The organism is Pseudomonas sp. JZ134 (assembly GCF_051027695.1).
GTDB lineage: Bacteria > Pseudomonadota > Gammaproteobacteria > Pseudomonadales > Pseudomonadaceae > Chryseomonas > Chryseomonas luteola.
On record NZ_CP069250.1, the window covers coordinates 2,554,216 to 2,579,501 of the forward strand.

At 53.7% G+C, this 25,286-nt stretch carries 23 protein-coding genes; 13 read left to right on the forward strand and 10 right to left on the reverse strand.

Features of this window, described 5'->3' with window-relative positions; genetic code table 11:
- Positions 1–185: 185 nt before the first annotated feature.
- The 4 genes from JQR86_RS11885 to JQR86_RS11900 all read left to right on the forward strand — a co-directional run bounded on the left by JQR86_RS11885 (position 186) and on the right by JQR86_RS11900 (position 5,456).
- Positions 186–2,069, forward strand: coding sequence for an ATP-binding protein (locus JQR86_RS11885; protein WP_010797838.1), 1,884 nt, complete (start codon positions 186–188; stop codon positions 2,067–2,069).
- 180 nt (positions 2,070–2,249) lie between these two features.
- On the forward strand, positions 2,250–2,765 hold the full coding sequence (gene fabA / locus JQR86_RS11890; RefSeq protein WP_010797837.1) for a 3-hydroxyacyl-[acyl-carrier-protein] dehydratase FabA: 516 nt from the start codon (positions 2,250–2,252) through the stop codon (positions 2,763–2,765).
- Positions 2,766–2,777: 12 nt separating this feature from the next.
- A complete protein-coding gene (gene fabB, locus JQR86_RS11895) occupies positions 2,778–3,995 on the forward strand; it encodes a beta-ketoacyl-ACP synthase I (RefSeq protein ID WP_407363137.1) in 1,218 nt (405 codons plus the stop codon).
- Positions 3,996–4,220: 225 nt separating this feature from the next.
- On the forward strand, positions 4,221–5,456 hold the full coding sequence (locus tag JQR86_RS11900) for a sugar MFS transporter (protein WP_010797835.1): 1,236 nt from the start codon (positions 4,221–4,223) through the stop codon (positions 5,454–5,456).
- A gap of 108 nt (positions 5,457–5,564) precedes the next feature.
- Here the strand turns inward: JQR86_RS11900 and ccoM are convergent, their stop codons facing one another.
- The 4 genes from ccoM to JQR86_RS11920 all read right to left on the reverse strand — a co-directional run bounded on the left by ccoM (position 5,565) and on the right by JQR86_RS11920 (position 6,875).
- Positions 5,565–5,672 (reverse strand): cytochrome c oxidase subunit CcoM, encoded by a 108-nt coding sequence (ccoM, locus tag JQR86_RS11905; RefSeq protein ID WP_019365407.1) that lies wholly within the window; start codon positions 5,670–5,672, stop codon positions 5,565–5,567.
- 100 nt (positions 5,673–5,772) lie between these two features.
- Entirely contained in the window at positions 5,773–5,931 is a 159-nt protein-coding gene (locus tag JQR86_RS11910) for a hypothetical protein (RefSeq protein ID WP_162997644.1), read from the reverse strand.
- Complete coding sequence (locus JQR86_RS11915; protein ID WP_122042995.1) at positions 5,928–6,509, reverse strand: alpha-ketoglutarate-dependent dioxygenase AlkB family protein; 582 nt, start codon at positions 6,507–6,509, stop codon at positions 5,928–5,930. The genes JQR86_RS11910 and JQR86_RS11915 overlap by 4 nt, the downstream gene beginning before the upstream one ends.
- Before the next feature lie 99 nt (positions 6,510–6,608).
- On the reverse strand, positions 6,609–6,875 hold the full coding sequence (locus JQR86_RS11920; RefSeq protein WP_074827344.1) for a hypothetical protein: 267 nt from the start codon (positions 6,873–6,875) through the stop codon (positions 6,609–6,611).
- A gap of 115 nt (positions 6,876–6,990) precedes the next feature.
- On the opposite strand from JQR86_RS11920, the gene rapA reads away from it, so the two are divergent.
- A complete protein-coding gene (gene rapA, locus JQR86_RS11925) occupies positions 6,991–9,813 on the forward strand; it encodes an RNA polymerase-associated protein RapA (protein ID WP_074827346.1) in 2,823 nt (940 codons plus the stop codon).
- Positions 9,814–9,856: 43 nt separating this feature from the next.
- Here the strand turns inward: rapA and JQR86_RS11930 are convergent, their stop codons facing one another.
- The 4 genes from JQR86_RS11930 to apbC all read right to left on the reverse strand — a co-directional run bounded on the left by JQR86_RS11930 (position 9,857) and on the right by apbC (position 13,732).
- Positions 9,857–10,663 (reverse strand): MOSC domain-containing protein, encoded by an 807-nt coding sequence (locus JQR86_RS11930; RefSeq protein WP_239380431.1) that lies wholly within the window; start codon positions 10,661–10,663, stop codon positions 9,857–9,859.
- 96 nt (positions 10,664–10,759) lie between these two features.
- Positions 10,760–11,689, reverse strand: a complete 930-nt coding sequence (locus JQR86_RS11935; protein ID WP_010797828.1) for a chemotaxis protein CheV — start codon at positions 11,687–11,689, stop codon at positions 10,760–10,762.
- A gap of 256 nt (positions 11,690–11,945) precedes the next feature.
- A complete protein-coding gene (gene dcd / locus JQR86_RS11940) occupies positions 11,946–12,512 on the reverse strand; it encodes a dCTP deaminase (protein ID WP_010797827.1) in 567 nt (188 codons plus the stop codon).
- 125 nt (positions 12,513–12,637) lie between these two features.
- The gene (gene apbC, locus JQR86_RS11945; RefSeq protein ID WP_010797826.1) at positions 12,638–13,732 is read right to left on the reverse strand and encodes an iron-sulfur cluster carrier protein ApbC; all 1,095 of its coding nucleotides are present in this window, start codon (positions 13,730–13,732) and stop codon (positions 12,638–12,640) included.
- Positions 13,733–13,894: 162 nt separating this feature from the next.
- Between apbC and metG the strand changes: the two genes are divergently transcribed.
- The 7 genes from metG to JQR86_RS11980 all read left to right on the forward strand — a co-directional run bounded on the left by metG (position 13,895) and on the right by JQR86_RS11980 (position 21,600).
- On the forward strand, positions 13,895–15,940 hold the full coding sequence (gene metG / locus JQR86_RS11950; protein ID WP_404627698.1) for a methionine--tRNA ligase: 2,046 nt from the start codon (positions 13,895–13,897) through the stop codon (positions 15,938–15,940).
- Positions 15,941–16,072: 132 nt separating this feature from the next.
- On the forward strand, positions 16,073–17,221 hold the full coding sequence (locus tag JQR86_RS11955; RefSeq protein ID WP_404627699.1) for an ABC transporter substrate-binding protein: 1,149 nt from the start codon (positions 16,073–16,075) through the stop codon (positions 17,219–17,221).
- Complete coding sequence (locus JQR86_RS11960; RefSeq protein ID WP_125887843.1) at positions 17,218–18,291, forward strand: FecCD family ABC transporter permease; 1,074 nt, start codon at positions 17,218–17,220, stop codon at positions 18,289–18,291. The genes JQR86_RS11955 and JQR86_RS11960 overlap by 4 nt, the downstream gene beginning before the upstream one ends.
- Positions 18,291–19,073 carry an ABC transporter ATP-binding protein gene (locus JQR86_RS11965; protein ID WP_010797822.1) on the forward strand — a complete coding sequence of 261 codons (783 nt, stop codon included), beginning with the start codon at positions 18,291–18,293 and terminating at the stop codon, positions 19,071–19,073. The genes JQR86_RS11960 and JQR86_RS11965 overlap by 1 nt, the downstream gene beginning before the upstream one ends.
- Positions 19,074–19,213: 140 nt before the next feature.
- Positions 19,214–20,593: an electron transport complex subunit RsxB gene (gene rsxB, locus JQR86_RS11970; protein WP_407363136.1), complete on the forward strand. Its 1,380-nt coding sequence runs from the start codon at positions 19,214–19,216 to the stop codon at positions 20,591–20,593.
- 44 nt (positions 20,594–20,637) lie between these two features.
- A complete protein-coding gene (gene nth / locus JQR86_RS11975) occupies positions 20,638–21,276 on the forward strand; it encodes an endonuclease III (protein ID WP_074827356.1) in 639 nt (212 codons plus the stop codon).
- A gap of 144 nt (positions 21,277–21,420) precedes the next feature.
- Positions 21,421–21,600 (forward strand): PA3496 family putative envelope integrity protein, encoded by a 180-nt coding sequence (locus tag JQR86_RS11980; protein ID WP_010797819.1) that lies wholly within the window; start codon positions 21,421–21,423, stop codon positions 21,598–21,600.
- A 98-nt stretch (positions 21,601–21,698) separates the two neighbouring features.
- Here the strand turns inward: JQR86_RS11980 and JQR86_RS11985 are convergent, their stop codons facing one another.
- Both JQR86_RS11985 and JQR86_RS11990 read right to left on the reverse strand, forming a co-directional pair.
- A complete protein-coding gene (locus JQR86_RS11985) occupies positions 21,699–22,916 on the reverse strand; it encodes an argininosuccinate synthase (RefSeq protein ID WP_019365393.1) in 1,218 nt (405 codons plus the stop codon).
- A 109-nt stretch (positions 22,917–23,025) separates the two neighbouring features.
- Complete coding sequence (locus tag JQR86_RS11990; protein WP_434153639.1) at positions 23,026–23,976, reverse strand: flagellar protein MotY; 951 nt, start codon at positions 23,974–23,976, stop codon at positions 23,026–23,028.
- 244 nt (positions 23,977–24,220) lie between these two features.
- On the opposite strand from JQR86_RS11990, the gene pyrC reads away from it, so the two are divergent.
- Entirely contained in the window at positions 24,221–25,264 is a 1,044-nt protein-coding gene (pyrC, locus tag JQR86_RS11995; RefSeq protein WP_434154904.1) for a dihydroorotase, read from the forward strand.
- Positions 25,265–25,286: the final 22 nt, after the last annotated feature.

Here is a 25,286-nt window from a genome sequence, read left to right on the forward strand (position 1 = left end):
TTTATGCCGCAATGTGCGACGGTATCCACATTATACGAAGCCCCTATTTAACATTCCGCTCTCTTTTATTGAACCATGTGTAATTACCGTATCCTTCTTCCTGAAGGTGGACGCTAACACCATAACGGCCAGAATGGCCTATTGTAGTAAGAGCATCGAGCTCAAGGCTCACGGAGAACGCTCTATTGGACAAGCGACGCGGCTGGGGCATACGTACCCGTACTTTAGCCATCAGCCTGGGACCTGCCCTGATTATTACACTGGTACTGACGGGCTATTTCACATACGCCCGCCTTCAGGATCTGCATCACGAACTCAGTCACACAGGTCAGCTGATTGCAATTCAGTTGGCATCTGCCAGTGAATATGGGGTCTCGACCGACAACCTGCCGATGCTACGCAACCTCCTGGAGGCCACACTGGCGACCCGCTACGTTCGCTTTATCGAAATCCGCGATCGTCAGGAGCGCATCATCATGTATGCGCATAATCCGCCCCCCAATGCGCAATCGGCTTCACAGGTAGAGATATTTCACGCAAGCATCAGCCGCTCGGGCACACCCAATTCGAATGGGTCCCTTGGCCGTGTTGCCGTTGGCGTGACCAACGAAGCCTTCCATGAGCGCCAACAGGCTATTTTGACCAAGGCAGGCGCACTGGCCTTACTGGCACTTGGGCTTACCTTCTTGCTGGCCTGGCGCCTGGCCAAGCGCCTTTCCGCGCCGCTAAGCGACATGGGTCGTACCGTGAATGCCATTCGCGCAGGCGACTACCACAGCCGTCTTCCGGTACCAGACAACTCCGAAATGGGCGTATTGGCGCATCTGATCAATGATCTTGCCCAAGCCCTGCAGCGGGCCAGTGAAGAGCAACAGCGCAGCATTGATCAACTGGTTGCGGCACGTGAAGAGGCCGAGCAGGCCAACCGCGCCAAATCAGACTTCCTCGCCATGATGAGTCATGAGCTTCGTACACCACTCAATGGCGTACTGGGCATGTTGCAGCTCCTTGAAACCACAGAGCAATCCCGCGAGCAAAGTGAATACACTAGCCTTGCTACCGAATCCACAGAGCATTTGCTGAAAGTCATCAACGATGTTTTGGATTTCTCACGCATCGAGCGTGGTGCGCTGGAGCTGGAAAGCATTCCATTCAATCTGGCCGACCTGATTACAGGTTCGGTGCAGGTTTTCCAGCACAGTGCAACACAACGTGGTCTGCAGCTGGCGCTTGAAGGCGCCGAAAGTCTGGAGCGACTGGAGGTTACCGGAGACCCGACGCGCCTGAGGCAGATCCTGGTCAATCTGGTTGGCAATGCACTCAAATTTACCGAGAGCGGCTCAATCGAGGTTAAATGCTACTGCCAACCTCTGGATGAGCGCCTGCTCTGGCTCACCTGCTCGGTACACGATAGCGGCATAGGTATTTCGGCAGAACGTCTGGAACGCATGTTTGATGCCTTCCAGCAGGCTGACCCAACCATCAGCCGCCGTTACGGAGGTACCGGGCTTGGACTGTCCATCGCACGCACACTGGCGGAGCGGATGGGTGGATCGCTTCATGCCATAAGCCAGGAAAGCCAGGGATCAACCTTTACGCTCGAATTGCCGCTTCCCTTCCGACACGTCCAGCAGACAGAGCGCAACCAGTCTCCTCTTCAGGAGTTTCAGGTCAATGGACTGAACGTCCTGCTGGTTGAGGATAACCCGGTCAATCAGACAGTTATCGAAGCCATGTTACGCAGCCTGGGGTATCATATTACTATCGCAGGGGATGGAGCCCAGGCGGTAAGTCTGGCCGAGCAGCAGTCTTTCAGTGCAATTCTCATGGACTGTCGTTTACCGGTGCTGGATGGCTATCAGGCTACTCGCCTGATCCGTCAACAGCCTGGGCCTATGGTTCCCATCATTGCACTAACGGCCAATGCGCTGCAGGGGGATCGGGAAAATTGTTTGGCTGCCGGAATGAATGATTATCTGGCAAAACCCTTCAAGCGAGCTGATCTTCAACAGATGCTGCAACGCTGGATTAGCCAGCCCGAGCGGTCTCGAGGAGCAACGTCCTTGTAATCGGATATGCATCACTATTGGAGTATTTGATCTCCAACGTGCACAATTCGTCTTTCGCGAGGTTTTACCGCCTCGCTGTGACTTTCAAAATGGCTTGGCTGTCTATGTGGTGGCTGTCCAATAGCGAGAGCGACACTATAATCGCCGACATTGATCACCAGGCCAGCTACAGGAGCTTGCATGACCAAACAACACGCCTTCACCCACGAAGACTTGCTGCGCTGCAGCCGTGGCGAGCTATTCGGCCCGGGTAATGCGCAACTGCCCGCCCCGAACATGCTGATGATCGATCGGATCACTCATATCAGCGATGTAGGCGGCAAGTACGGTAAGGGTGAACTGGTCGCCGAGCTGGATATCAATCCAGATCTCTGGTTCTTTAAATGCCATTTCGAAGGTGACCCGGTAATGCCAGGCTGCCTGGGCTTGGATGCCATGTGGCAATTGGTAGGTTTCTATCTTGGCTGGCAGGGAAATCCTGGCCGCGGCCGTGCGCTGGGCTCAGGAGAGGTCAAGTTTTTTGGCCAGGTACTGCCCACTGCCAAGAAAGTGACCTACAACATACATATCAAGCGCACCATTACACGTTCGCTAATTCTAGCCATTGCAGATGGTACGGTTAGCGTTGATGGTCGCGAGATTTACTCGGCCGAAGGTCTTCGTGTCGGCCTATTCACTTCAACAGAAAGTTTCTAAGGGTCCTTCCGCATGCGTCGCGTCGTGATCACCGGCTTGGGCATTGTTTCTTGCCTCGGCAATGACAAAGACACCGTTTCCGCCAACCTGCGCGCAGGTCGTCCCGGCATTCGTTTCAATCCGGAATATGCCGAAATGGGGCTTCGCAGCCAAGTGTCCGGGTCCGTCGACCTGAACCTGGAAGAGCTGATCGACCGCAAGGTCAAGCGCTTCGTGGGTGATGCAGCCGCCTATGCCTACCTGGCAATGGAACAGGCTGTCAAAGACTCAGGCTTGACCGAAGAGCAGGTTTCAAACCCACGTACCGGCCTGATTGCCGGCTCTGGGGGCGCATCTACGTTCAACCAGATGGAAGCGCTGGATATCCTGCGCGAAAAAGGCGTCAAGCGTGTCGGCCCCTACCGGGTTACTCGTACTATGAGCAGCACGGTATCGGCTTGCCTTGCAACGCCTTTCAAAATTAAAGGCCTGAACTATTCCGTGGCATCGGCCTGCGCAACCAGTGCGCACTGCATTGGCCTGGCGATGGAGCAGATTCAACTGGGCAAGCAGGACGTCGTGTTTGCCGGTGGCGGTGAAGAGGAGCATTGGTCCCAGTCCTTCTTGTTCGACGCCATGGGCGCCCTTTCTAGCCAGTACAACGAAACCCCTGAAAAAGCTTCCCGCGCGTACGATGCCAATCGTGATGGCTTTGTCATCGCTGGCGGCGGCGGTATGGTCGTAGTCGAGGAACTCGAGCATGCCCTTGCTCGTGGTGCCAAGATTTATGCAGAAATCGTAGGCTACGGTGCAACATCCGATGGCTATGACATGGTTGCGCCGAGCGGTGAAGGCGCTGCGCGCTGCATGCGCCAGGCGATGTCTACAGTGGACGCCCCGATTGACTACCTGAACACCCACGGCACCTCCACCCCGGTGGGTGATGTTGCGGAGGTCAAGGCGGTACGGGAAGTCTTTGGTGACAAGGCCCCGGCCATCAGCTCTACAAAGAGCCTGTCAGGTCACTCCTTGGGTGCCGCTGGTGTTCATGAGGCGATCTACTGCATGTTGATGATGGAGGGTAACTTCATCGCTGGCTCAGCGAATATCGATGAGCTCGACTCTCAGGTAGCAGACTTGCCCATTCTTCGTGAGACTCAGGAGAATGCCAAGCTCGACGTCGTCATGAGCAACAGCTTTGGCTTTGGTGGAACCAACGCCACGCTGATTCTCAAGCGTTGGAATAGCTGATCCAGCGCCGCGTGCAACACCCTAAAACCCGCACACCGTGCGGGTTTTTTTACAACCAAAACATGACCTTAGACGAACTTTTTAAAAATTTAACCTCTCGCTGAATCGATTTCTGCACGGTTCATAACTATTATTCCGCGCGGATTGAACCGAAACGAATTGGATCAATCATATGCGAGCTTTAAACGGGCGTTTATTTGAGTCGCCTACCCCTTTGGAGAGAAGATGAATAATTCCAACGAAGTTCCAAATTACAGAGGCCCCCTGTCGGTACTGACCGTACTGTTCTTCATGTGGGGATTGATTACCTCGCTGAATGATATTCTGGTTCCTCACCTCAAGGCTGTCTTCACGCTGAGCTACGTTCAAGCCTCGCTGATTCAGTTCTGTTTCTTTACCGCGTACTTCATCGTCTCGTTCCCGGCAGGTCGCCTGGTTGAGGGGCTTGGCTACAAGAAGGGAATTATCTTCGGCTTATGTACAGCTGCTGTTGGCTGTTTGCTGTTTTATCCAGCTGCCGGAGCGCACTCCTACGCCTTCTTCCTACTGGCCCTATTCGTACTAGCGGGCGGTATCACTGTCCTTCAGGTGGCAGCCAACCCCTACGTTACTGTTCTTGGTAAGCCGGAAACCGCTGCAAGCCGTCTGACCCTGACTCAGGCCTTCAACTCCCTGGGCACAACCGTAGGCCCGCTGATTGGCGCCGTAACCATTCTGGCACTGGTCGAGCACAGCACAGATGCCTCTTCGGTACAGATGCCCTACCTGATTCTGGCCGGTATGCTTCTGGCAATTGCCGTGATCATTGGCTTTATCAAATTGCCGCAAATCAAAGGCGGTAATGACGAAGTTCAGACCCAGCAGAACAGCGCTCCTCAGCACGAAGCCAAAAGCATCTGGCAGTACAAGCACCTTCTTCTCGGTGTTATCGGTATTTTCATGTATGTAGGCTCCGAGGTATCGATCGGCACCTACCTGATCAGCCTGATGGAAAGCCCTGACGTGGCAGGCCTCTCGAGTGATGTAGCTGGACGCTACCTAGCTCTGTACTGGGGCGGCGCGATGGTAGGCCGCTTTGTCGGTGGTGTGATCATGGCACGCGTCAGACCTAACTATGTGCTGGCCTTCAACAGCGTTGCAAACGTCGTATTGCTTGCGATTGCCATGGCAGTCAGTGGTAAGGCAGCAATGTGGGCTCTGCTTTGCATTGGTCTGTTCAACTCCATTATGTTCCCCACCATCTTCTCCCTGGCTCTAGACGGCCTAGGCAAGTTCACCAGTAAGGGCTCTGGCCTGCTGTGCATGGGCATCGTTGGCGGCGCACTGGTTCCGTTTATCCAGGCTATGTTTGCTGACTCCATCGGCCTGCTAATGTCGTTCTTTGTTCCGATGCTGGGCTATGTCTACATTCTCTTCTACGGTTTGAAAGGCTATCGCACCAAACCTGTAGTTGCTCACTAAACACAAAAGGCTGGCTTTTTAGCCAGCCTTTTTCTAATCCCTGAAAATAAAGCAAAAAAAAGGCGACCGAAGTCGCCCAAGTGCCTTGCGTGCCCTTTGTCCAGAAGGTCAGCGTTTATGCATATCCTTCCAGACGATGAAACCTACAACCGCAACAAATAGCGAAATCGAAGCCAACGCGCCGATACCCATTGTGATGACATCATCGATAAACATGGTGATGATCTCTGCGGCCAAGCAATGGGTATACGTTAAACGAGAGACAGCTTCGAATTATTGACCTCAGTCAATGGTTGGGTAGGTAGGTAACTGACACTCAACGTTTCTTGGGCTTTGACTTGCCTTTCTTTTTGGGCTTCGCCAATGGCAGAGCCTGTTCGAACGCCTGCCGCATCTCGTTCAGCCGTTTTTCATTCAAATCATGGACGCGCTTGCTTCGCTCGGAAGTAAAATCAATCAGGTTGTTATCGCTCACGTTCGTATCCAACGAAAAGTAAGATTGAGTCGAGAAGACATGGACCGTTTTGTACGGGCAATTTGATGCTGCCAATAATGCTGGGTAGCACCTCGCATAACCAGAAGCGAGCCGTGCGTTAGCTCTATGGAATGCTCGATACGTTGCACACCGCGACGACGCAGATCAAAACGTCGCGCCTCTCCCAGGCTTAACGAAGCAATTGTAGGGTTTCGGCCCAGCACAGCCTCGTTATCACTATGCCAACCCATGGCATCTTGGCCGTTACGATAATAGTTGATCAACACCCCATTGAATGGGTGTTCACAAAACCGACTCACTCGACCACGAATATCGCCAAGAAGCTCCGTCCAAGGCAAAGAAGGATGCGCAAGACTGGAATATCCATAACTGATTCCAGGATCACCATACCAAGCAACGAGCCTGGGGGTTGGATAGCTCTTGCCGTAAACCTGCACCTGCGGCTGCTCCCATGGCGTTTGTTTAATCAGCTCCGCCATCCAGTCGTCAGCTTCCTGAGAAACAACCCAAGACTCATAGAGCGTCACATCGGCATTCGCCAAACCTGTCTGAGTCATGGCCTCCCGTCTCCTTCCCGAGAGGGCTTGCGGCCGACCCTCTCTTGGCATTGACTTATATAGAGCGCTATATATGGCTTGATAGAACCCAGCCGCCGCCTAAACTTTGATATCAACACACTGCCCTTTTTCGGAAGGTTCCATCAATGCTTCGGCACGCTCATCCGGCAGTAAAACCTGCAGTCCCCGCTTACGCTTGCGACGTTTTTCGCTTTCCTGCTCCAACTTTTGTTCATCCAGAACGGATTGAAAGCCTGCTTCCTTTGCATGAGCGACAGCTGTTACTGGAGCGATGTCCGGTCGAGGCTTTACGGAATCGTGCTGCGTAGTGATCGGAATCAAGGCTTGCGGTATGGGCGGTAACATCAACTTGTCCTCTCGCGATATACCTATTTAAAGATTTTATGCCATCAGGCTTTGGCCTCGGCGGGCGCATTCGTTAACATAACCGGCTTTTTGAATGGGCGGGAGAAGCTACTACATGGCGCAGTATCAACCTGGGCAACGTTGGATCAGTGACAGTGAAGCCGAGCTGGGGCTCGGTACCATCCTGGCACAGGATGGACGCCTTCTGACCGTACTGTATCCGGCTACCGGAGAAACACGCCAGTATGCTCAACGCAACGCACCCTTGACCCGCGTACGCTTCGCACCAGGTGATGAAATCACCCACTTTGAAGGCTGGAAACTCACCGTTCGTGAGGTGGAAGAAAACGAAGGCCTGCTCACCTATCACGGCTTGAATGCCAAAAACGAGCCTCGCACGATGACCGAGGCTGAACTGTCCAACTTTATTCAGTTCCGTCTGGCAAGTGATCGTCTTTTCGCAGGCCAGATCGACCCGCTTTCCTGGTTCAGCCTGCGTTACCACACACTTGAACACAGCAGTCGTCTCCTGCAATCGCCACTCTGGGGGCTGGCAGGCGCTCGAGCCCAACCTATCCCACACCAGCTGCATATTGCCCGTAGTGTAGCCGACCGTATTGCTCCGCGTGTCCTTTTGGCCGACGAAGTGGGCCTTGGCAAGACGATCGAAGCAGGTCTTGTTATCCATCGCCAGCTGCTCAGTGGTCGTGCGCGTCGCATTCTGATTCTTGTGCCTGAAAACCTCCAGCATCAGTGGCTGGTAGAGATGCGCCGGCGCTTCAATCTGGAAGTCGCCCTGTTCGATTCAGAGCGCTTCCGCGCCAGTGACGCGACCAATCCCTTTGAAGATAATCAGATTGCTTTGGTCTCTTTGGACTGGCTAAAGCGTGATGAGCGCGCCCAGGACGCCGCGTTTGCAGCCGGCTGGGACCTTATGGTTGTGGATGAAGCCCATCACCTTGTATGGCACCCGGAACAGGTGAGTCCCGAATATGCTCTGGTCGAGCAGCTGGCTGAAGTCATCCCTGGCGTCCTGCTTCTGACCGCTACGCCCGAACAGCTTGGACAGGACAGCCACTTTGCTCGTCTGCGCCTGTTGGACCCTAATCGCTTTCATGATCTTGAAGCATTCCGTAATGAAAGTGCCAATTACCGTCCGGTTGCCGAAGCTGTTCAAGAGCTGCTGGACCACGGCACGATGAGCGATGCTTCACGTGCCGCCATTCATGGTTTCCTGGGCGAGGAAGGCGACGCGCTGCTCACATCCGCTGCGGCTGGTGATGAAGAGGCTCGCTCACGTCTTATTCGTGAGCTGCTGGACCGTCACGGGACAGGTCGGGTTCTTTTCCGTAATACTCGCGCCGCAGTGCTGGGCTTTCCAGAGCGAAACCTGGATGCATCAGCCTTGCCCTTCCCAGATCAGTACATGGATGCCAGCGCCTCGCTGTATCCTGAAACACTGTATGTTCCAGAGGATGAAAACGATCGCTGGTGGCGCCATGACCCACGTGTAGAGTGGCTGATTGAAACCCTCAAAGGCTTGAAAAAATTCAAGGTTCTAGTCATCTGCGCACATGCAGAGACTGCACTGGATTTGGAAGACGCCTTGCGACTGCGCTCGGGCATTCCGGCCACGGTTTTCCATGAGCGGATGAGCATTCTTGAGCGTGACCGGGCTGCCGCCTACTTCGCTGACGAAGAATTTGGGGCGCAGGTACTGATCTGCTCTGAAATTGGTAGTGAAGGACGCAACTTCCAGTTTGCCCATCATCTCGTGTTGTTCGATCTACCCGCGCACCCTGACTTGCTGGAACAGCGAATCGGCCGTTTGGACCGGATCGGTCAGCGCCACACTATTCAGCTGCATGTTCCTTACCTCGAAGGTAGCGCACAGGAGCGCAAGTTCCAGTGGTACCACCATGCACTGAATGCGTTTCTGTCAACCTGCCCTACCGGCAATACGCTAGAGCAGCGCTTCGGTGAACAGCTCAACACGCTGCTCCCTGGTGGAGATGAAGACAGCTGGCAAGCTCTGCTTGAAGAGGGTCGCCGCACACGTGAAGCACTTGAAGCCGAGCTGCATACAGGCCGCGATCGGTTGCTTGAGCTTAACTCCAGTGGCTCCGGCGAAGGTGAAGAGCTTCAGGAGGCGATCCTGGAACAGGATGACGAGTTTGCACTGCCGATCTATATGGAGAAGCTATTGGATGCCTTTGGCGTCGACAGCGAAGACCACTCCGATAATGCGCTCATCCTCAAGCCCAGCGAAAAAATGCTCGATGCAGGCTTCCCCCTGGGTAACGATGAAGGCGTGACGATTACCTATGACCGGGATCTGGCCTTGGCACGTGAAGACATGCAGTTTCTTACCTGGGAGCACCCCATGGTCCAGGGCGGCATGGACCTTGTGCTATCAGGCTCGATGGGCAACACGGCAGTAGCGCTGATCAAGAACAAGGCACTCAAGCCTGGCACAGTACTGCTTGAACTGCTTTACGTCAGCGAGGCGGTAGCCCCACGTTCACTTCAGTTGACTCGCTTCCTGCCCCCTATTGCCCTTCGCTGCCTGCTGGATGCAAACGGCAATGATCTGGCTGCACGCGTTTCGTTCGAGACGCTTAATGATCAGCTGGAAAGCGTACCACGCGGAAGCGCCAACAAGTTTGTTCAAGCCCAGCGTGACGCCTTGAGCAAACTCGTGGCGGCTGGCGAAGGCAAGGTATTGCCTCGTCATAACGAGCGCGTCGAACTGGCACGTCAGCGCTTCGTTGCCAACATGGACGAGGAGCTGGCTCGCTTGACGGCATTGCAAGCCGTCAACCCAAGTGTTCGTGATACTGAAATCGACACCCTGCGTCAGCAGCGTGAAGAAGGTATTGCCCACTTGGACAAAGCATCGCTACGCCTTGAATCCATACGGGTTCTAGTAGCTGGTTGATGACAAAGGCCCTTCTCAGAAGGGCCTTTTCATTTCCACTGCGCTATGCCAGCACCTCAACAGGCATACCGATATTCACTGCGCCTGGATTAAGCTGGATCAGATTCTGCCCAAAGTAAACGGCGCCCTCATGTTCTCTATAAGTCTTCAGTGTTGCTAAAGGCTCCCGGTCATGACTGCGCACGCTGGTAACCGGATCAACAGTAATCAGTACACACCGAGAGCAAGGCTTCACAATACGAAATTCAACCTCCCCTATTCGTATATGCGTCCATTTATCCTCCGCGTAAGCCTTGCTACCTTCAACGACCAGATTAGGTCTGAACCGCCTCATATCCAAAGGCCGGCCCACGCGCTGAGCCAGATCATCCAGAGAGGCTTGGCCAATCAGTAGCAATGGAAAACCATCTGCGAAATTAACGTAATCACCAGGACTGGCATAAGCAGTATCAACCTGACGCGCCCGACTTTCGGGCATATACACCAAGCGACAAGGTCTGTCCAAGAAGGTGCTTAACCAGGCATTGGCTTCTTCTCCTGCCTCTGGAACCTGGAACGTGTCTCGCCAGAGTGTGACGCCCTGCAGGGCCTCATCTGGCAGAGGAACGGAAATTTCAAGCGTTGACATTCCAGGGGCATTAAGCGAGAGACAACCGTTACTGATCCAACGGGCTACAATCTGCCCCATGCTGGGTAACAATCGCTGGGTCAGGAAACGTCCTGTCGAAGCCTCTACCACCATCCATCGCCGATCACCCGCCACGCCTAGGCAATCAATATCGGCACGCTCAAGAGGCTCAGGCGCAGTAGATTTGACGGGATAACGATAAAGTCCGCTGAGATGAAACATGGCACGGCTTCCTGTCGACCAAAGAAGCCGTGAGTCTAGAAAAGATCAGCGCCTGTGTGCAGGCTTGACGGACAAAATTATCGTCAGGACCTACACTTATTGGTCTAGCAGGCTCAATCGGGTTCGTACCGCCTCAACCAACAAATCAGGCTGGAACTTGGACAGGAATGCATTGCAGCCTACTTTCTTGACCATCGCCTCGTTGAAACTACCGGACAGCGAGGTATGAAGTACGACGTAGAGGCTACTGAGCTGGGGATCCTGACGGATCTCCGTCGTTAGGCGATAGCCATCCATCTCCGGCATTTCAGCGTCCGTGATAAGCATCAGCAGCTTTTCAGAAACATTGACCCCGTCCTTGGCCCATTGTTTGAGTTTCTGCAACGCCTTGAGACCGTCTGTAGCGATGTGGAAGGTCAAACCGAGCTGCGTCAGTGTATCGCGCATCTGATTGAGCGCGGTGCTGGAGTCATCCACCAACATAATTTCACGTGACTTCGCCTTGGTCAGCAACGAGTCGTCCAAGCGCTCGCGGGAAACCTTGACGTTATAAGGCACGATTTCAGCCAGTACTTTTTCTACATCGATGACTTCGATCAGCTTGTCCTCAAACTTGGTAATAGCCGTCAGATAATGTTGACGACCGGCTCCACCCGGAGGTGGTTGGATGCTGTCCCAGTTAAGGTTGATGATGCGATCCACGCTTCCTACCAGGAACGCCTGGACGGTGCGGTTGTACTCAGTGACGATAATCGTGCTGTTTTGATCAGGCACAATCGGCCTCATCCCAATGGCACATGCCAAGTCAATAACCGGCAGTGTTTGTCCGCGCAGATGAATGACACCGCAGACCATCGGATTACGCTTGGGCATTAAAGTCAGTTTGGGCAGGTGCAATACTTCCTGCACCTTAAACACGTTGATGGCAAACATCTGCCGACTGGACAGACGAAACATCAGAATTTCCAGACGGTTCTCGCCTACCAGCTGCGTGCGCTGGTCGACAGAGTCAAGAATGCTAGCCATGCCAAATCTCCTAAGAATAGCGTTTCCTAGGTATCGGCCATCTTGCAAGGACCTTGAAGCGAAACTCTGCAAAAGCCCGTCCGCTCAGCCACGACAGATGGCTGTATGGCTCTTACTGTATCGGCATGCGATAGGGTCTACTTAAAGCGTTCATTACGCCTCCGTCTAACCGGCCTCTTAATACAGTTGAGCAGACTGGTTAGATCAGCAGGCATGAAGAAGCCGGGACACGCCCGGCTTCTTCCACTATTGTCAGTCAGGCTTTCGGCAGTGTTACACCGCGTTGCCCCTGATACTTTCCACCACGATCCTTGTAAGACACCTCGCAAGGCTCGTCAGATTCCAGGAACAGCATTTGAGCCACGCCTTCGTTAGCATAGATCTTAGCTGGCAGGTTGGTAGTATTGGAGAACTCCAATGTTACGTGCCCTTCCCACTCCGGCTCAAGCGGCGTGACATTCACAATAATGCCACAGCGGGCATAAGTGCTTTTGCCAAGGCAGATGGTCAATACGTTACGAGGAATACGGAAGTACTCGACGGTACGCGCCAGCGCAAAGGAGTTTGGCGGAATAACGCAAACATCTCCCTTGATATCGACGAAGCTTTTTTCATCGAAATTCTTCGGGTCGACGGTAGCTGAATGGATGTTGGTGAATACTTTGAACTCATCAGCGCAGCGCACATCGTAACCGTAGCTGGACACGCCAAAAGAGATCAGCCGGTCGGCTCCCTCCCCACGCATCTGCCGCTCAACGAACGGCTCGATCATGCCGTGTTCCTGGGCCATGCGGCGAATCCACTTATCTGCTTTGATGCTCATGGCACTGTCCTGTCAGGGGTAAAAACATAACCGCACATCTTACCGGTACGGCGGCACTCATCAAAGACCTAAACCATGAGAAAGCGAAGGACCAACGCTATTCAGTCCCTCGCTCGTCAATGGTATCAGTCGTCCGAAACCGTGATGGTGGGCATGATGGCAGCCTTTTTTCCACTCTGAGCAATGCGTGCGCCAACATGACGCGCCATATCCTGATAAATCATGGCGATCTGGCTGTCTGGATCAGCGATGGCCGTAGGACGTCCTTGGTCCGCCTGCTCGCGAATAGCCATGGATAGCGGCAGAGAGGCTAGAAGATCAACCCCATACTGACTGGCAAGCTTGTTGCCGCCGCCCTCGCCAAACAAATGCTCGGCATGACCACAATTCGAGCAGATGTGCACAGCCATATTCTCGACTACGCCCAACACTGGAATATTGACCTTACGGAACATCTCAACGCCCTTCTTGGCATCAAGAAGGGCCAGATCCTGCGGAGTCGTTACGATGACAGAACCAGCTACAGGAACCTTCTGGGCCAGCGTAAGCTGGATGTCACCCGTGCCTGGCGGCATATCGATGACGAGATAATCCAGATTATTCCAGGCGGTCTGAGTAATCAGCTGCAGCAGCGCGCCCGACACCATCGGACCACGCCACACCACAGGTGTGCGCTCATCGGTCAGGAAAGCCATGGACATGACTTCGACCCCATGTGCCACCAGCGGAATGAACCACTTCTCATCCTGGATCTTGGGACGTGTACCTTCAGGCAAACCAAACATGATGCCTTGGCTGGGGCCGTAGATGTCGGCATCTAGGATACCTACTCGAGCCCCTTCACGTGCCAGGGCCAGCGCGAGGTTGGCAGAAGTCGTGGACTTGCCGACCCCACCCTTACCAGACGCGACCGCAATAATATTCTTTACGTTCGACATCGCCTCAACCTGAGGCTGAGCCGCATGGGGCTTGATGACACACTGGATCTGGACATCCGCCTGGGTCACACCTGGCAGGTTTTCCAGCGAATTCTTGAGCACCTGTGCCATGCCATTCTTGAACAGTCCCGCCGCATAACCCAGTTCGATGCTAACGACGATGTGTCCGCCGTTAAGGGTGACATCGCGCAGGCAACCTGCGGTGACCAGGTCCTGGTTGAGGTAGGGATCGGTGTACTGGCGCAGAGTGGCTTCTACCACTTCGCGGGTAAGTGCGCTCATAACAGCTCCAAACAAGGGTACGGTGTAATCGTAGTCACTATGCTACCGGTCAGACAGGATAAAACCTACCCGAATACTCAGCTATTGGACCAGGCGTGAAAAAAAACGGTTCGGCCTTTATAGTGTTCAATTATTTTTAGCCTTAATTGACAGTCGAGCCCTATGTCCGAACCCCGGAAGATTCTTGTCACTAGCGCCCTCCCCTATGCCAACGGTTCGATTCACCTTGGCCATATGCTGGAGTACATCCAGACTGACATCTGGGTGCGCTATCAAAAACTGCGCGGCAACCAGTGCATCTATGTCTGTGCCGATGATGCCCATGGCTCCGCCATCATGCTGCGCGCCGAACGTGAAGGCGTTACGCCGCAACAGCTTATTGATGGTGTTCGCACCGAGCACATGGCGGATTTCGCCGATTTTCTTATTGATTTCGACAATTACTATTCGACGCACTCGGAAGAGAACCGTGCGCTGGCAAGCCAGATCTATCTGAAGCTACGGGATGCAGGCCACATTGCTACACGTGCAGTGACCCAGTACTTCGACCCGGATAAGAACATGTTCCTGGCTGACCGCTTCATCAAGGGCACTTGCCCTAAATGCGGCACCGAGGATCAATATGGTGATAACTGCGAAAAGTGTGGCGCTACCTATGAACCAACGGATCTGATCAATCCAAAGTCAGCCATCTCCGGCGCGACACCTGTTCTCAAGGAATCGCAACACTTTTTCTTCAAGCTACCTGACTTCGACGCCATGCTCAAAAGCTGGACGCGCGGCGGCGCCTTACAGGAGTCAGTAGCCAACAAGATTGCCGAATGGCTCGATGCCGGTCTGCAGGAGTGGGACATCAGCCGTGACGCGCCTTACTTCGGCTTCGAAATCCCTGATGCGCCTGGCAAGTATTTTTATGTCTGGCTGGACGCTCCAATTGGCTACATGGCCAGCTTCCAGAACCTGATCACTCATCGTCCGGAACTAGGTCTTGAGTTCGATGCATTCTGGGGCAAGGACTCCACCGCAGAGCTCTATCACTTTATCGGCAAAGATATTGTCAACTTCCATGCCTTATTCTGGCCAGCTATGCTGGAGGGTGCAGGCTACCGCAAGCCTACCGCCGTCAACGTTCATGGTTACGTTACGGTAAATGGGCAGAAAATGTCGAAATCACGCGGTACATTCGTCAAGGCACGTACTTACCTTGAGCATCTCTCGCCTGAATACCTGCGTTACTACTATGCCGCCAAGCTGGGTCGCGGTGTAGATGACCTGGACCTGAACCTTGAAGATTTTGTCCAGAAAGTCAATTCCGATCTGGTGGGCAAGGTTGTCAATATCGCCAGCCGCTGTGCTGGCTTCATTCACAAGGGTAATAACGGGCTCTTGATCGAGGCCAACCCGGCACCTGAACTCTGGCAGGCATTTCAGGCCGCGGCGCCCAGCATCGCCGAAGCCTATGAAGGTCGCGAATTTGGGCGCGCCATGCGTGAAATCATGGCGCTGGCCGACCAGGCTAACGCCTGGATTGCTGAAAAAGCGCCTTGGGCACTGGCCAAGCAGGAAGGTAAACAGGATGAAGTCCAGGCAATCTGCGCATTGGGCATCAATCTCTTCCGTCAACTGGTCATCTTCCTCAAGCCCGTACTCCCCAAGCTCGCAGAGGCCGCCGAAACGTTCCTGAATATAGCTCCGCTGCACTGGGAAGATCTTTCAACGGCATTGGCGAATCATCAGCTAAACCCATTTGCACCCCTCATGACACGAATCGAATCTGCAAAAGTGACCGAGATGATCGAAGCATCAAAAGAAGACCTGACCGCCAGCGCTACAGCGCCTCAGGCTTCCAATAATGGTGAGCTGACTAAGGAGCCTATTGCGGGAACCATCGACTTCGATGCCTTTTCCGCTGTAGATCTGCGAGTGGCACGTATCGTTAAGGCTGAAGCGGTGGCAGGGGCTGACAAGCTTCTGCAACTCACGCTGGATATTGGAGACGAGCTGCGCAATGTGTTCTCTGGAATCAAGAGCGCCTATGACCCCGTTACGCTGGAAGGTCGCCTTACTCTGTACGTTGCCAATCTGGCTCCCCGTAAGATGCGCTTTGGTGTTTCCGAAGGCATGGTGCTGGCAGCCGGTCCTGGTGGGAAGGATATTTTCTTGTTAAGTCCAGACGCGGGTGCCTTGCCAGGGCAGCGAGTGAAGTAATCAAAACGGCCGCTATAAGCGGCCGTTTTCTTACAAGTGGTTGAACAATAACGGCTAAATATTGCAAAGAGACTTGAAAACATAAGCTGTTAGCCGCCTAATAATAAAGCATCTCATTTGCAGGGAAGAGTAATGTTTAATTCCATATTGTCTGGCAAGCGCTGGCTTAGCCTTCTATCAGGCTTTTCTCTGGCTGCCATCATGTCGAGCGGTCTTCATGCTGAGACTATTACTGATATCGCTGGCCGCCAGGTAGAAATTCCTGCCAAGGTTGACCGTATCCTTCTGGGCGAAGGACGGATGCTTTATGCACTGGCTCTACTGGAAGGCGACAAGCCACTCGACCGCATTGTTGGCTGGCAAGGTGAACTCAGTACCGTAGACAAGCAGGGCTACGCGGCCTATCAGGCCAAGTATCCTCAAATCGACAGGATCCCGACTATTGGCAAAACGTCTGAAGCCAGTGTCAACGATGAAAAAGCGATCTCCCTGAAGCCTGATATTGCAATCTTCGGCATTGCTGGTCACGGCCCGGGCGTCAAGAATGAGCTGGTAGAGCAGCTAAAGGCTGCAGGTGTGCCGGTTGTTTTCATTGATTTCCGTCAGCACCCCATGCAAAACACCATTCCCAGCATGCGTGTACTTGGCAAGGCTGTGCATCGAGAAAAGCAGGCTGAAGATTACATCGCGTTCTATCAACGTCATCTGGATCGAATTCAGAAAACCGTCTCAACTATCCCTAGCGACAAACGTCCCAATGTCTTCATCGAAATGCTGGCAGGTATCTGGCCTGGCGCAGCGTGCTGCCATACGGCCGGTAAAGGCAACTTTGGCGAATTTATCGAAGCGGCTGGAGGCAACAACCTGGCCGCTCCCCTGCTGCCTGGCGTAATCGGCGACATCAATGCCGAGACCCTTCTGAGTGTTAACCCTGATATCTACATTGCAAGTGGCACTCGGGACATGAGCTCCACTGACAATGGCCTGAAGTCAGGCGCAGGCGTTACGGATGATGCCGCGGCCGCCAGCCTGCAAGGTCTGCTCAAGCGTCAGGAAATCGCGCCGCTCAGAGCTGTTCATGAAGGCCGTACGTACGGCATCTGGCATAATTTCTATAACTCGCCCTACAACATTTTGGCCATCGAGGCATTTGCCAAATGGTTCTACCCGGACGCGTTCAAGGACGTCGACCCCAAGCAAACGCTGGATGAGCTGAATAACCAGTTCCTTCCTGTCGATATCCGTGGCGCCTACTGGACGCAAGCCAAGAGTAATCCATGAACGCCAAGCAATCGATTGAGCATCCTGCCCTGGATGCCTCTCTCTCTAACGATTACCGCTCGCTCCTGAGTAAGCGACTCCTTATTCTAGCGATCTTCGTAATCGCGATTGGTTGTTCGTTATTACTGGACTTCACGCTCGGGCCGGCCGGCCTGAGCATTAGTGATCTCTGGCAAACCCTGGTGCATCGCGAGTCGGTCAGTCCTAGTCAGGCGGTTATTGTCTGGAATATTCGTCTCCCGCAAGCGCTCATGGCCGTTTGTGTCGGCGCAGCGTTAGGCCTTGCCGGCGCCGAAATGCAGACAATACTGAATAACCCTCTGGCCAGCCCTTTCACGCTAGGGCTTTCACACGCCGCCGCGTTCGGAGCGGCCCTGGCCATTGTGTTGAATCTGGGCATTCCAGGTGTACCCAGCGAGTGGCTTATCTCGATCAACGCCTTTGTGTTTGTTCTGGCAGCAACCCTTCTACTCGACGTTGTCGCACGGCTTCGTCAAGCCACAACCAGCGCCATTGTGCTGTTCGGTATTGCCTTGGGCTTTACCTTTCAGGCACTAGTATCGCTGGTTCAATTTGTTGCCAGTGAAGATACGCTTTCAGGACTGGTCTTCTGGACCATGGGAAGCCTTGCCCGAGCCACCTGGCTCAAGCTCGGCATTCTGGCGCTGGCACTCGCTATCGCACTTCCCTTGTCGCTTCGTCGGGCATGGCAGCTGACAGCGTTACGACTCGGTGAGGATCGTGCAGCCAGCTTTGGAATCAATGTCAAGCGCTTAAGGCTAGGCACCCTGCTGAGAGTTAGTATTCTCACCGCCCTGGCTGTGGCGTTTGTAGGCACCATCGGCTTCATTGGCTTGGTAGGCCCGCACATTTCTCGCCTGATCTTTGGCGAAGATCACCGGTTCTATCTACCTGCCAGCGCCTTGGCCGGTGCGTTGATTCTTTCACTTGCATCTGTTGCATCCAAGAACCTGCTCCCCGGCGTGCTGATACCGGTTGGAATCGTAACGGCTCTTGTGGGTATACCCTTTTTCCTCACGGTTGTCCTGCGCAACAAGGGAGGCCTGTAATGCACGCGTTATCTATGCAGGGGCTGAATGTTGGCTATGGCAAAAAAACGATCATTCAGGACCTTACCCTTGAAGGCATTACGCATGGCAAGGTAACCGCCTTGCTCGGTCCCAACGGAAGCGGTAAGTCAACTTTACTCAAGGCCATCGCTGGCCTGACGCCGGCCAAAGGCACCATCACACTGGACGAAGAGGCGCTTACCAGTCTGAGCTTTGCCAAACGCGCGGAGAAAGTGGTCTATCTTCCCCAGACATTGCCTGCCAGTGTCCATCTGCGTGTTTTCGAGTCGCTTCTGGTTGCACGCCGTGCCTCTGGGCAGCCGCATGCCAAAGACACTGAGGACGCGCTTACCCTGCTTAGGCGCCTTGAGATCGAACACCTGGGCATGCACTACCTTGACCAGCTCTCTGGTGGACAAAAACAGCTGGTAGGTCTGGCACAGGCCCTGATCCGTAGACCGACACTGCTTTTACTCGATGAGCCCCTGAGCGCACTCGATCTGAACTTCCAGTTTCATGTGATGGACGTGATAGCCCAGGAAACACGTCAGCGCGATATGGTTACCCTTATCGTGTTGCACGATATCAACATCGCCTTGAGACAAACCGACCATATTGTCATGCTCAAGAATGGACGCCTGGCGGCTCATGGCACTCCGCAGAGCGTGATCGATGCGGATAGTCTGGCAGAAGTTTATGGAGTTCGCGCACGGATTGAGTCTTGCTCCAAAGGGCGACCGCAAGTCCTGATCGATGGCCTCCATAGTGCCTCGTTGATCTAGCAGCCTGCCGCTGGCCAGCGGCAGGTGTTCATTCGCGGCCATATCCCGGATAATACGCCCCTGTCTGGCTATCCGCTTTATCTGCTGACCATGCTTGAATTTGTTTTTGGCGCCATGCGCACGTCACTGGATGTATGTGCATGAGCCTGATACATGCAATCGACGCGATTTTACCGCAAACCCAGTGCGGTAAATGTGGCCATCCTGGCTGTCTCCCTTATGCCACTTCCATTGCGGCGGGCGAAGCCATTAACAAATGTCCTCCCGGTGGGGATGAAACCATTCATGATCTGGCCGTGCTGCTGGGCGTCGAGGCCACGCCTCTGGACTCACCCTACCCGCCCACACCTGCTCAGGTAGCGTTCATTCGTGAGGCAGAATGCATTGGCTGTACCAAATGCTTAAAGGCTTGCCCGGTGGATGCCATCGTAGGCGCAGCAAAGCTGATGCACACGGTCATAGCGGCTGAATGTACCGGATGTGAACTGTGCATTGCGCCTTGCCCTGTCGACTGTATCGATCTGAACCCGCTATCTGTACAACCTTCTCACGAACAGCAACGGCAGCAAGCGGCTCATTACCGCTTACGCTATGACGCACACAACGCACGTCTGGCGCGTGAAGAGCAGCGTAAACAGGCCGATCGAGATGCACGTCTGGCACGCTCTCAATTGTCGACAGAGGCGGTTCAAACTGCCACGTCAGTCGATCCTGTCCAGGCAGCAATATCGCGCATCAAAGCTCAGAAAGATCCATCCACTGATGCGGACGTAATACTTAAAAAACTCAAGATCAACGCCTCTACAGCCCAAATGGCGCTCAAGAAAGCTGAAAAGCAGCTGGCTCAGCGTGCCACACAACAATTGGAAGATCAGGTTAAATGGCTCAAGCAGGCCGCTGAAGCCGCTCAGCAAGCGCTGGATGAAGTGCTGAGTGGTAGCCGCCCTTCAAGCCAAGCCCAACCGATTGATGTTTCTGCTGAAATAAAGCGAGCTAAAATCAATGCTGCCATGGCACGAGCGCAACTCAGTAAAGCTGAGAAAGCATTCGGGCAACAGCCAACCCCGGAACAGCAAGAGCAGCTGAGCATGCTTCACGGTTCAGCTGCCGCTGCTGCACAAGCCCTGGCAAATCTTGAAGATCAGACGCCGTCCAAGACGCCGGACGCATTGAAACAGGCAAAGTTGGGTCTAGTAAGTGCCCGTGCCGCGCTTCTCTCAGCAGAGCGTAACGGTGCGCCTCAAGAGGAGCTTTCGCAACTACGCCAAATGCTTCATCAGGCTGAGAACGCTTTGGACATGGCTGAAAAGGCTTCAGACAGACCTCTGCCGGAGCATACTCGGATACAGAAAAGCCTTGTCGACCCTCTAACGCGGACCCTTAAGACGCAGATTGCTTATGCCAAGGCAGAAGTAAAACGCCTTGAACGCGACAGGAACACTTCCGAGAATGTCTTGTTGGAAGTGCGTGGCCGATTGACCGAGCTTGAAAATAAACTGTCAGAGCATTTGGCGTCGTAATAATGCGTTAGCCCTTATACCGTGAAAGCCGAGCCACTATTCCCATGAATGCCGCCAAGCGCCTGGAAATCTTTCGTCGTCTCCACGAGGACAACCCTGATCCCAAGACCGAGCTGTCCTACACGACGCCTTTCGAATTACTGATTGCCGTAATGCTATCGGCACAAGCCACCGATAAAGGGGTCAATAAGGCAACCGCAAAGTTGTTCCCAGTGGCCAACACTCCGGAAACCCTGTATGCTCTTGGTGTGGATGGGCTTTCTGCATACATCAATACGATCAATTTCTATAACACAAAAGCCAAGAACGTTATCGAGACCTGCCGTATTTTGATCGAGCAGCACAACGGTGAAGTCCCACAGACACGTGAGGCACTGGAAGCCCTTCCTGGCGTAGGTCGTAAAACTGCAAATGTCATTTTAAATACAGCGTTTCGGCAGTTTGCAATGGCCGTTGATACGCATATTTTCCGTGTCAGCAACCGGACCAATCTTGCTCCAGGAAAAAATGTAGTTGAGGTGGAGCAAAAGCTTCTCAAGGTGGTTCCGAAGGAATATCTGCTGGATGCACACCACTGGTTGATTCTGCATGGGCGCTACGTGTGTCAGGCGCGAAAACCCCGCTGTGGGAGCTGTCGCATTGAGGACCTGTGCGAATACAAAGCCAAGACATCGGATAATTGATAAGTACCGTAACTTTCAAGCTGATCGATTAAAAAAATCTTTTTTACGACTCATCACTTTGTCGCTATAAGGTGCGCCAAAAGGGCTGTGTAGTCCTCTCAAACTGCACCCGCTCCTTGACCACCTCATGCTAGGAGTTTTCTCATGGCGAGCGAGAAAAGTGATATCGAACTTGATGATGACTTCGTAGAAACCGAGGGTGACGTTGAGGCTGCTGATGTGCCTGTCAGCAAAACCAACCTTACCAAGCGCCGCTTAATAGACAATATGCTTGAAGAGCGTCGCTTGAAGCGTCAGATCTCGGAATACGATTTCGATCTGTAAATAAAAAAAGCCCGGTTGGGCTTTTTTTTTTAGCGTTTAAGAGCGAGAGCCCCTCCAGACGGAAGGGCTGCCCAGGCATTGATCCGGGGCAAGATCACTCAAAACAATTTGCGTCCGCTATTAGCGGCGATACGCATACGCAATGCATTGAGCTTGATGAAACCTGCTGCATCAGCCTGGTTGTAAGCACCACCGTCTTCTTCAAACGTAGCGATATTCGCATCAAACAGGGAATCGTCAGATTTACGTCCAACGACAATTACGTTGCCTTTATACAACTTCAGACGTACGACCCCGTTTACGTTGGACTGGGAAGCATCGATCATCTGCTGCAGCATCAGGCGTTCGGGACTCCACCAATAGCCGGTATAGATCAAGCTCGCATAGCGAGGCATGAGCTCATCCTTGAGGTGGGCGACTTCACGATCCAGGGTAATGGACTCGATAGCTCGGTGGGCCTTGAGCATAATGGTGCCGCCAGGCGTTTCATAGCAGCCACGCGACTTCATTCCCACGTAACGGTTCTCAACGATATCCAGACGGCCAATACCGTTTTCGCCACCGATGCGATTGAGCTCAGCCAGCACATGGGCAGGCGTCATGTCCTTGCCATCGATAGCCACGATATCACCAGCACGGTAAGTCAATTCGATATACGTCGGCTGATCCGGAGCAGCCTCTGGCGACTTGGTCCAGCGCCACATGTCCTCCTCATGCTCAGTCCATGTGTCTTCCAGCACACCACCTTCATAAGAGATGTGTAGGAGGTTAGCATCCATGGAATAAGGCGATTTTTTCTTGCCGTGACGCTCGATCGGGATATTGTGCTTTTCTGCATAATCCATGAGCTTTTCGCGGGACAACAAATCCCACTCACGCCAGGGTGCAATAACCTTTACGCCAGGCTTGAGCGCATAGGCTCCCAGTTCGAAGCGTACCTGATCATTGCCCTTGCCGGTTGCACCGTGGGAGATGGCATCAGCGCCCGTTTCGTTGGCAATTTCGATCAATCGCTTGGCGATAAGCGGACGAGCAATGGAAGTACCTAGCAGGTATTCGCCTTCGTATACCGTATTCGCCCGGAACATCGGATAAACGAAATCACGAACGAATTCTTCACGCAGGTCTTCGATGAAGATTTCCTTGACGCCTAAAGCCTTGGCTTTAGCGCGAGCGGGCTCCACTTCTTCCCCTTGGCCAAGGTCCGCTGTAAATGTTACGACTTCACAGTTATAGGTATCCTGCAGCCACTTGAGGATCACCGAAGTATCCAGGCCGCCCGAATACGCCAGGACTACCTTCTTGACGTCCGTCATGCCACTCGCTCCCACGCATTGCTTAGAAAGAAGATGATTCTACTTGCCAAGCGGAGCTATTTATAGAGGCGCGACACAAGAAGTTGCCTAGGCGACACCCGGTACGCTATTAACTGCTTGGCTTACCACCTTGCGAAGCTGTAGCTGGAACGGCCGCCGGCGCGTCGGCTGGCGCTGCCGTAGAAGACTCTGGCTTGGAGTCAGAGGCTACAGGCTCACGGGTAAACACCATCGACACCCTTCTGTTCTTGGCTCGATTTGCCTTGCTGTTATTGGCGACCAAAGGATACTGCTCTCCAAAAAAGCGAATTTCCATTTGCTCCTCAGGAACGCCACTGGCTTTCAGATACTGCATGACAGCCATTGCACGCAGCCGCGATTCCTGGCGGTTATCGAGTCGATTACCGGAATTATCGGTAAAGCCAGAAATCGCTACATGGTTTACAGTGGGATCGGCTTTGAGATACTGAAGAATGATGTCCAGCTTGTTACGTGCCACTTCATCCAGATCACTTCCCCCCTTGGGAAAGCCAACCAGGGAGTGACGAATTTGATCAAAGTTGACTGGCAGAAGCTTGGCAGCACACAGCTGGAAATCCTGATACGCCGACTCAAACCTCGCGGGTAAAATACGAACCTCAAGCGGGTCGCCATTACGGCTACGCGATTTGATCAATGGACTGCGACCTTCCATCAATCCGGTCAGCAGGCGCCGCCCCTGACTCTCGCTCGTATTGAGCGGAGTATTGCCACTTTGAATTTTGATTGAACCCAGCGACTCATCACCTCGTCCCGGCTGCCATGGCGTAGCGGCAGCCAGCAGCGTCGCAGAGCCTTGGGAAAGCCAGTTTTCAGATGTTTTGAGCCTGAAGGTAGGTTGCTCTCCGGCACGACGAACAAACTCACCCGTACCAAAGCGGGGAACATCCTGAGAAAGCCGGCATTCAAACTGATCGCCCTCCACTTTCCATCCCGCTTTTTCAATGCGGTCCTGGAATGTGATGCCCATTGCCGGCAGGCTGGCCAGGAGCGGTAGAAGGGTCAAGTAACGAAGGCGCACGGGGAGGCTCCGAATCCAATAGAAGAATCTTACCCTTGTGATATCGGTTCATTACCCAGAAAACTTGAATACAATCAGCACCTGGATAGTACGCCAACGCTACGCAGGCGGCATTGCTTTAGAACAACTCTGCCTGTTTCACCCAATGGATCAGCTATTCTGAAATACTTCTAGGCTGGGCGGCGTGCCCGAGTCCGCCTTTTCCGGTAGCATTCTCTCCACATTTGTTCGCCTGGAAATCAGCATGTCCGACCGGATAACGCTTCGCCGTCCCGATGACTGGCATATACACCTCCGTGATGGTGCGGCCTTGAGCCAAACCGTAGCCGATGTTGCTCGCACCTTTGCCCGTGCCATCATCATGCCCAACCTGGTACCACCTGTACGCAATGCGGAACAAGCCGCGGCTTATCGCGAGCGTATTCTGGCTGCCCGCCCCGCCGCCAACCGCTTCGAACCGCTGATGGTACTGTACCTGACTGACCGCACCACACCAGACGAAATCCGTGCTGCCAAGGCGAGCGGCTTCGTACATGCCGTCAAGCTCTACCCTGCTGGCGCCACAACAAATTCCGACTCAGGGGTCACCTCGCTGGACAATACCTTTCCGGTATTGGAAACGATGGCCGAGGTAGGACTGCCGCTGCTGGTACATGGCGAAGTTACACGCTCAGAAGTCGACATTTTCGACCGTGAAAAGCGCTTTATCGACGAGCAGCTTAGCGTCATCGTCAGACGCTTCCCCGCGCTTCGGGTCGTGCTTGAACACATCACGACAGGCGATGCAGCACAATTTGTACGTGATGCGTCGGCGAACGTAGCCGCCACCATCACCGCGCATCATCTGCTCTATAATCGTAATCACATGCTGGTTGGCGGCATCCGCCCGCACTTTTTTTGTCTACCTATCCTCAAACGCAACACGCATCAGGAAGCGCTACTGGATGCCGCTGTCAGCGGAAGTCCAAAGTTCTTTCTGGGTACGGACTCAGCACCACACCCCAAACACGCCAAGGAGTCTGCATGCGGCTGCGCTGGCTGCTATACCGCCTATGCAGCACTTGAGCTGTATGCCGAAGCCTTCGAAAGCCGTGACGCGCTGGATAAATTAGAGGGCTTCGCCAGCCTGTTTGGCGCCGACTTTTATGGCCTTCCGCATAATACCGATACCGTAACGCTGGTGCGTGAAGAGTGGAAAGCACCTAGCTCCCTGCCTTTTGGCGATTTTGAAGTTGTGCCGCTGCGTGCCGGAGAAACGTTGCGTTGGCGTCTGGAGACCTCTGCATGAGTGATGATGAAGAACTGTTCGC

What these genes read in the sequence shown, in the direction of transcription:
- apbC (WP_010797826.1), bottom strand. Translation starts at nt 13,732, where the DNA reads ATGAGCGCACTTACCCGCGAAGTGGTAGAAGCCACTCTGCGCCAGTAC.
- JQR86_RS11960 (WP_125887843.1), top strand. Translation starts at nt 17,218, where the DNA reads ATGAACGCCAAGCAATCGATTGAGCATCCTGCCCTGGATGCCTCTCTC.
- JQR86_RS11935 (WP_010797828.1), bottom strand. Translation starts at nt 11,689, where the DNA reads ATGGCTAGCATTCTTGACTCTGTCGACCAGCGCACGCAGCTGGTAGGC.
- ccoM (WP_019365407.1), bottom strand. Translation starts at nt 5,672, where the DNA reads ATGTTTATCGATGATGTCATCACAATGGGTATCGGCGCGTTGGCTTCG.
- metG (WP_404627698.1), top strand. Translation starts at nt 13,895, where the DNA reads ATGTCCGAACCCCGGAAGATTCTTGTCACTAGCGCCCTCCCCTATGCC.
- JQR86_RS11930 (WP_239380431.1), bottom strand. Translation starts at nt 10,663, where the DNA reads ATGTTTCATCTCAGCGGACTTTATCGTTATCCCGTCAAATCTACTGCG.
- fabB (WP_407363137.1), top strand. Translation starts at nt 2,778, where the DNA reads ATGCGTCGCGTCGTGATCACCGGCTTGGGCATTGTTTCTTGCCTCGGC.
- nth (WP_074827356.1), top strand. Translation starts at nt 20,638, where the DNA reads ATGAATGCCGCCAAGCGCCTGGAAATCTTTCGTCGTCTCCACGAGGAC.
- rsxB (WP_407363136.1), top strand. Translation starts at nt 19,214, where the DNA reads ATGAGCCTGATACATGCAATCGACGCGATTTTACCGCAAACCCAGTGC.
- dcd (WP_010797827.1), bottom strand. Translation starts at nt 12,512, where the DNA reads ATGAGCATCAAAGCAGATAAGTGGATTCGCCGCATGGCCCAGGAACAC.
- JQR86_RS11955 (WP_404627699.1), top strand. Translation starts at nt 16,073, where the DNA reads ATGTTTAATTCCATATTGTCTGGCAAGCGCTGGCTTAGCCTTCTATCA.
- JQR86_RS11915 (WP_122042995.1), bottom strand. Translation starts at nt 6,509, where the DNA reads ATGACTCAGACAGGTTTGGCGAATGCCGATGTGACGCTCTATGAGTCT.
- JQR86_RS11985 (WP_019365393.1), bottom strand. Translation starts at nt 22,916, where the DNA reads ATGACGGACGTCAAGAAGGTAGTCCTGGCGTATTCGGGCGGCCTGGAT.
- fabA (WP_010797837.1), top strand. Translation starts at nt 2,250, where the DNA reads ATGACCAAACAACACGCCTTCACCCACGAAGACTTGCTGCGCTGCAGC.
- JQR86_RS11980 (WP_010797819.1), top strand. Translation starts at nt 21,421, where the DNA reads ATGGCGAGCGAGAAAAGTGATATCGAACTTGATGATGACTTCGTAGAA.
- JQR86_RS11900 (WP_010797835.1), top strand. Translation starts at nt 4,221, where the DNA reads ATGAATAATTCCAACGAAGTTCCAAATTACAGAGGCCCCCTGTCGGTA.
- pyrC (WP_434154904.1), top strand. Translation starts at nt 24,221, where the DNA reads ATGTCCGACCGGATAACGCTTCGCCGTCCCGATGACTGGCATATACAC.
- JQR86_RS11965 (WP_010797822.1), top strand. Translation starts at nt 18,291, where the DNA reads ATGCACGCGTTATCTATGCAGGGGCTGAATGTTGGCTATGGCAAAAAA.
- rapA (WP_074827346.1), top strand. Translation starts at nt 6,991, where the DNA reads ATGGCGCAGTATCAACCTGGGCAACGTTGGATCAGTGACAGTGAAGCC.
- JQR86_RS11920 (WP_074827344.1), bottom strand. Translation starts at nt 6,875, where the DNA reads ATGTTACCGCCCATACCGCAAGCCTTGATTCCGATCACTACGCAGCAC.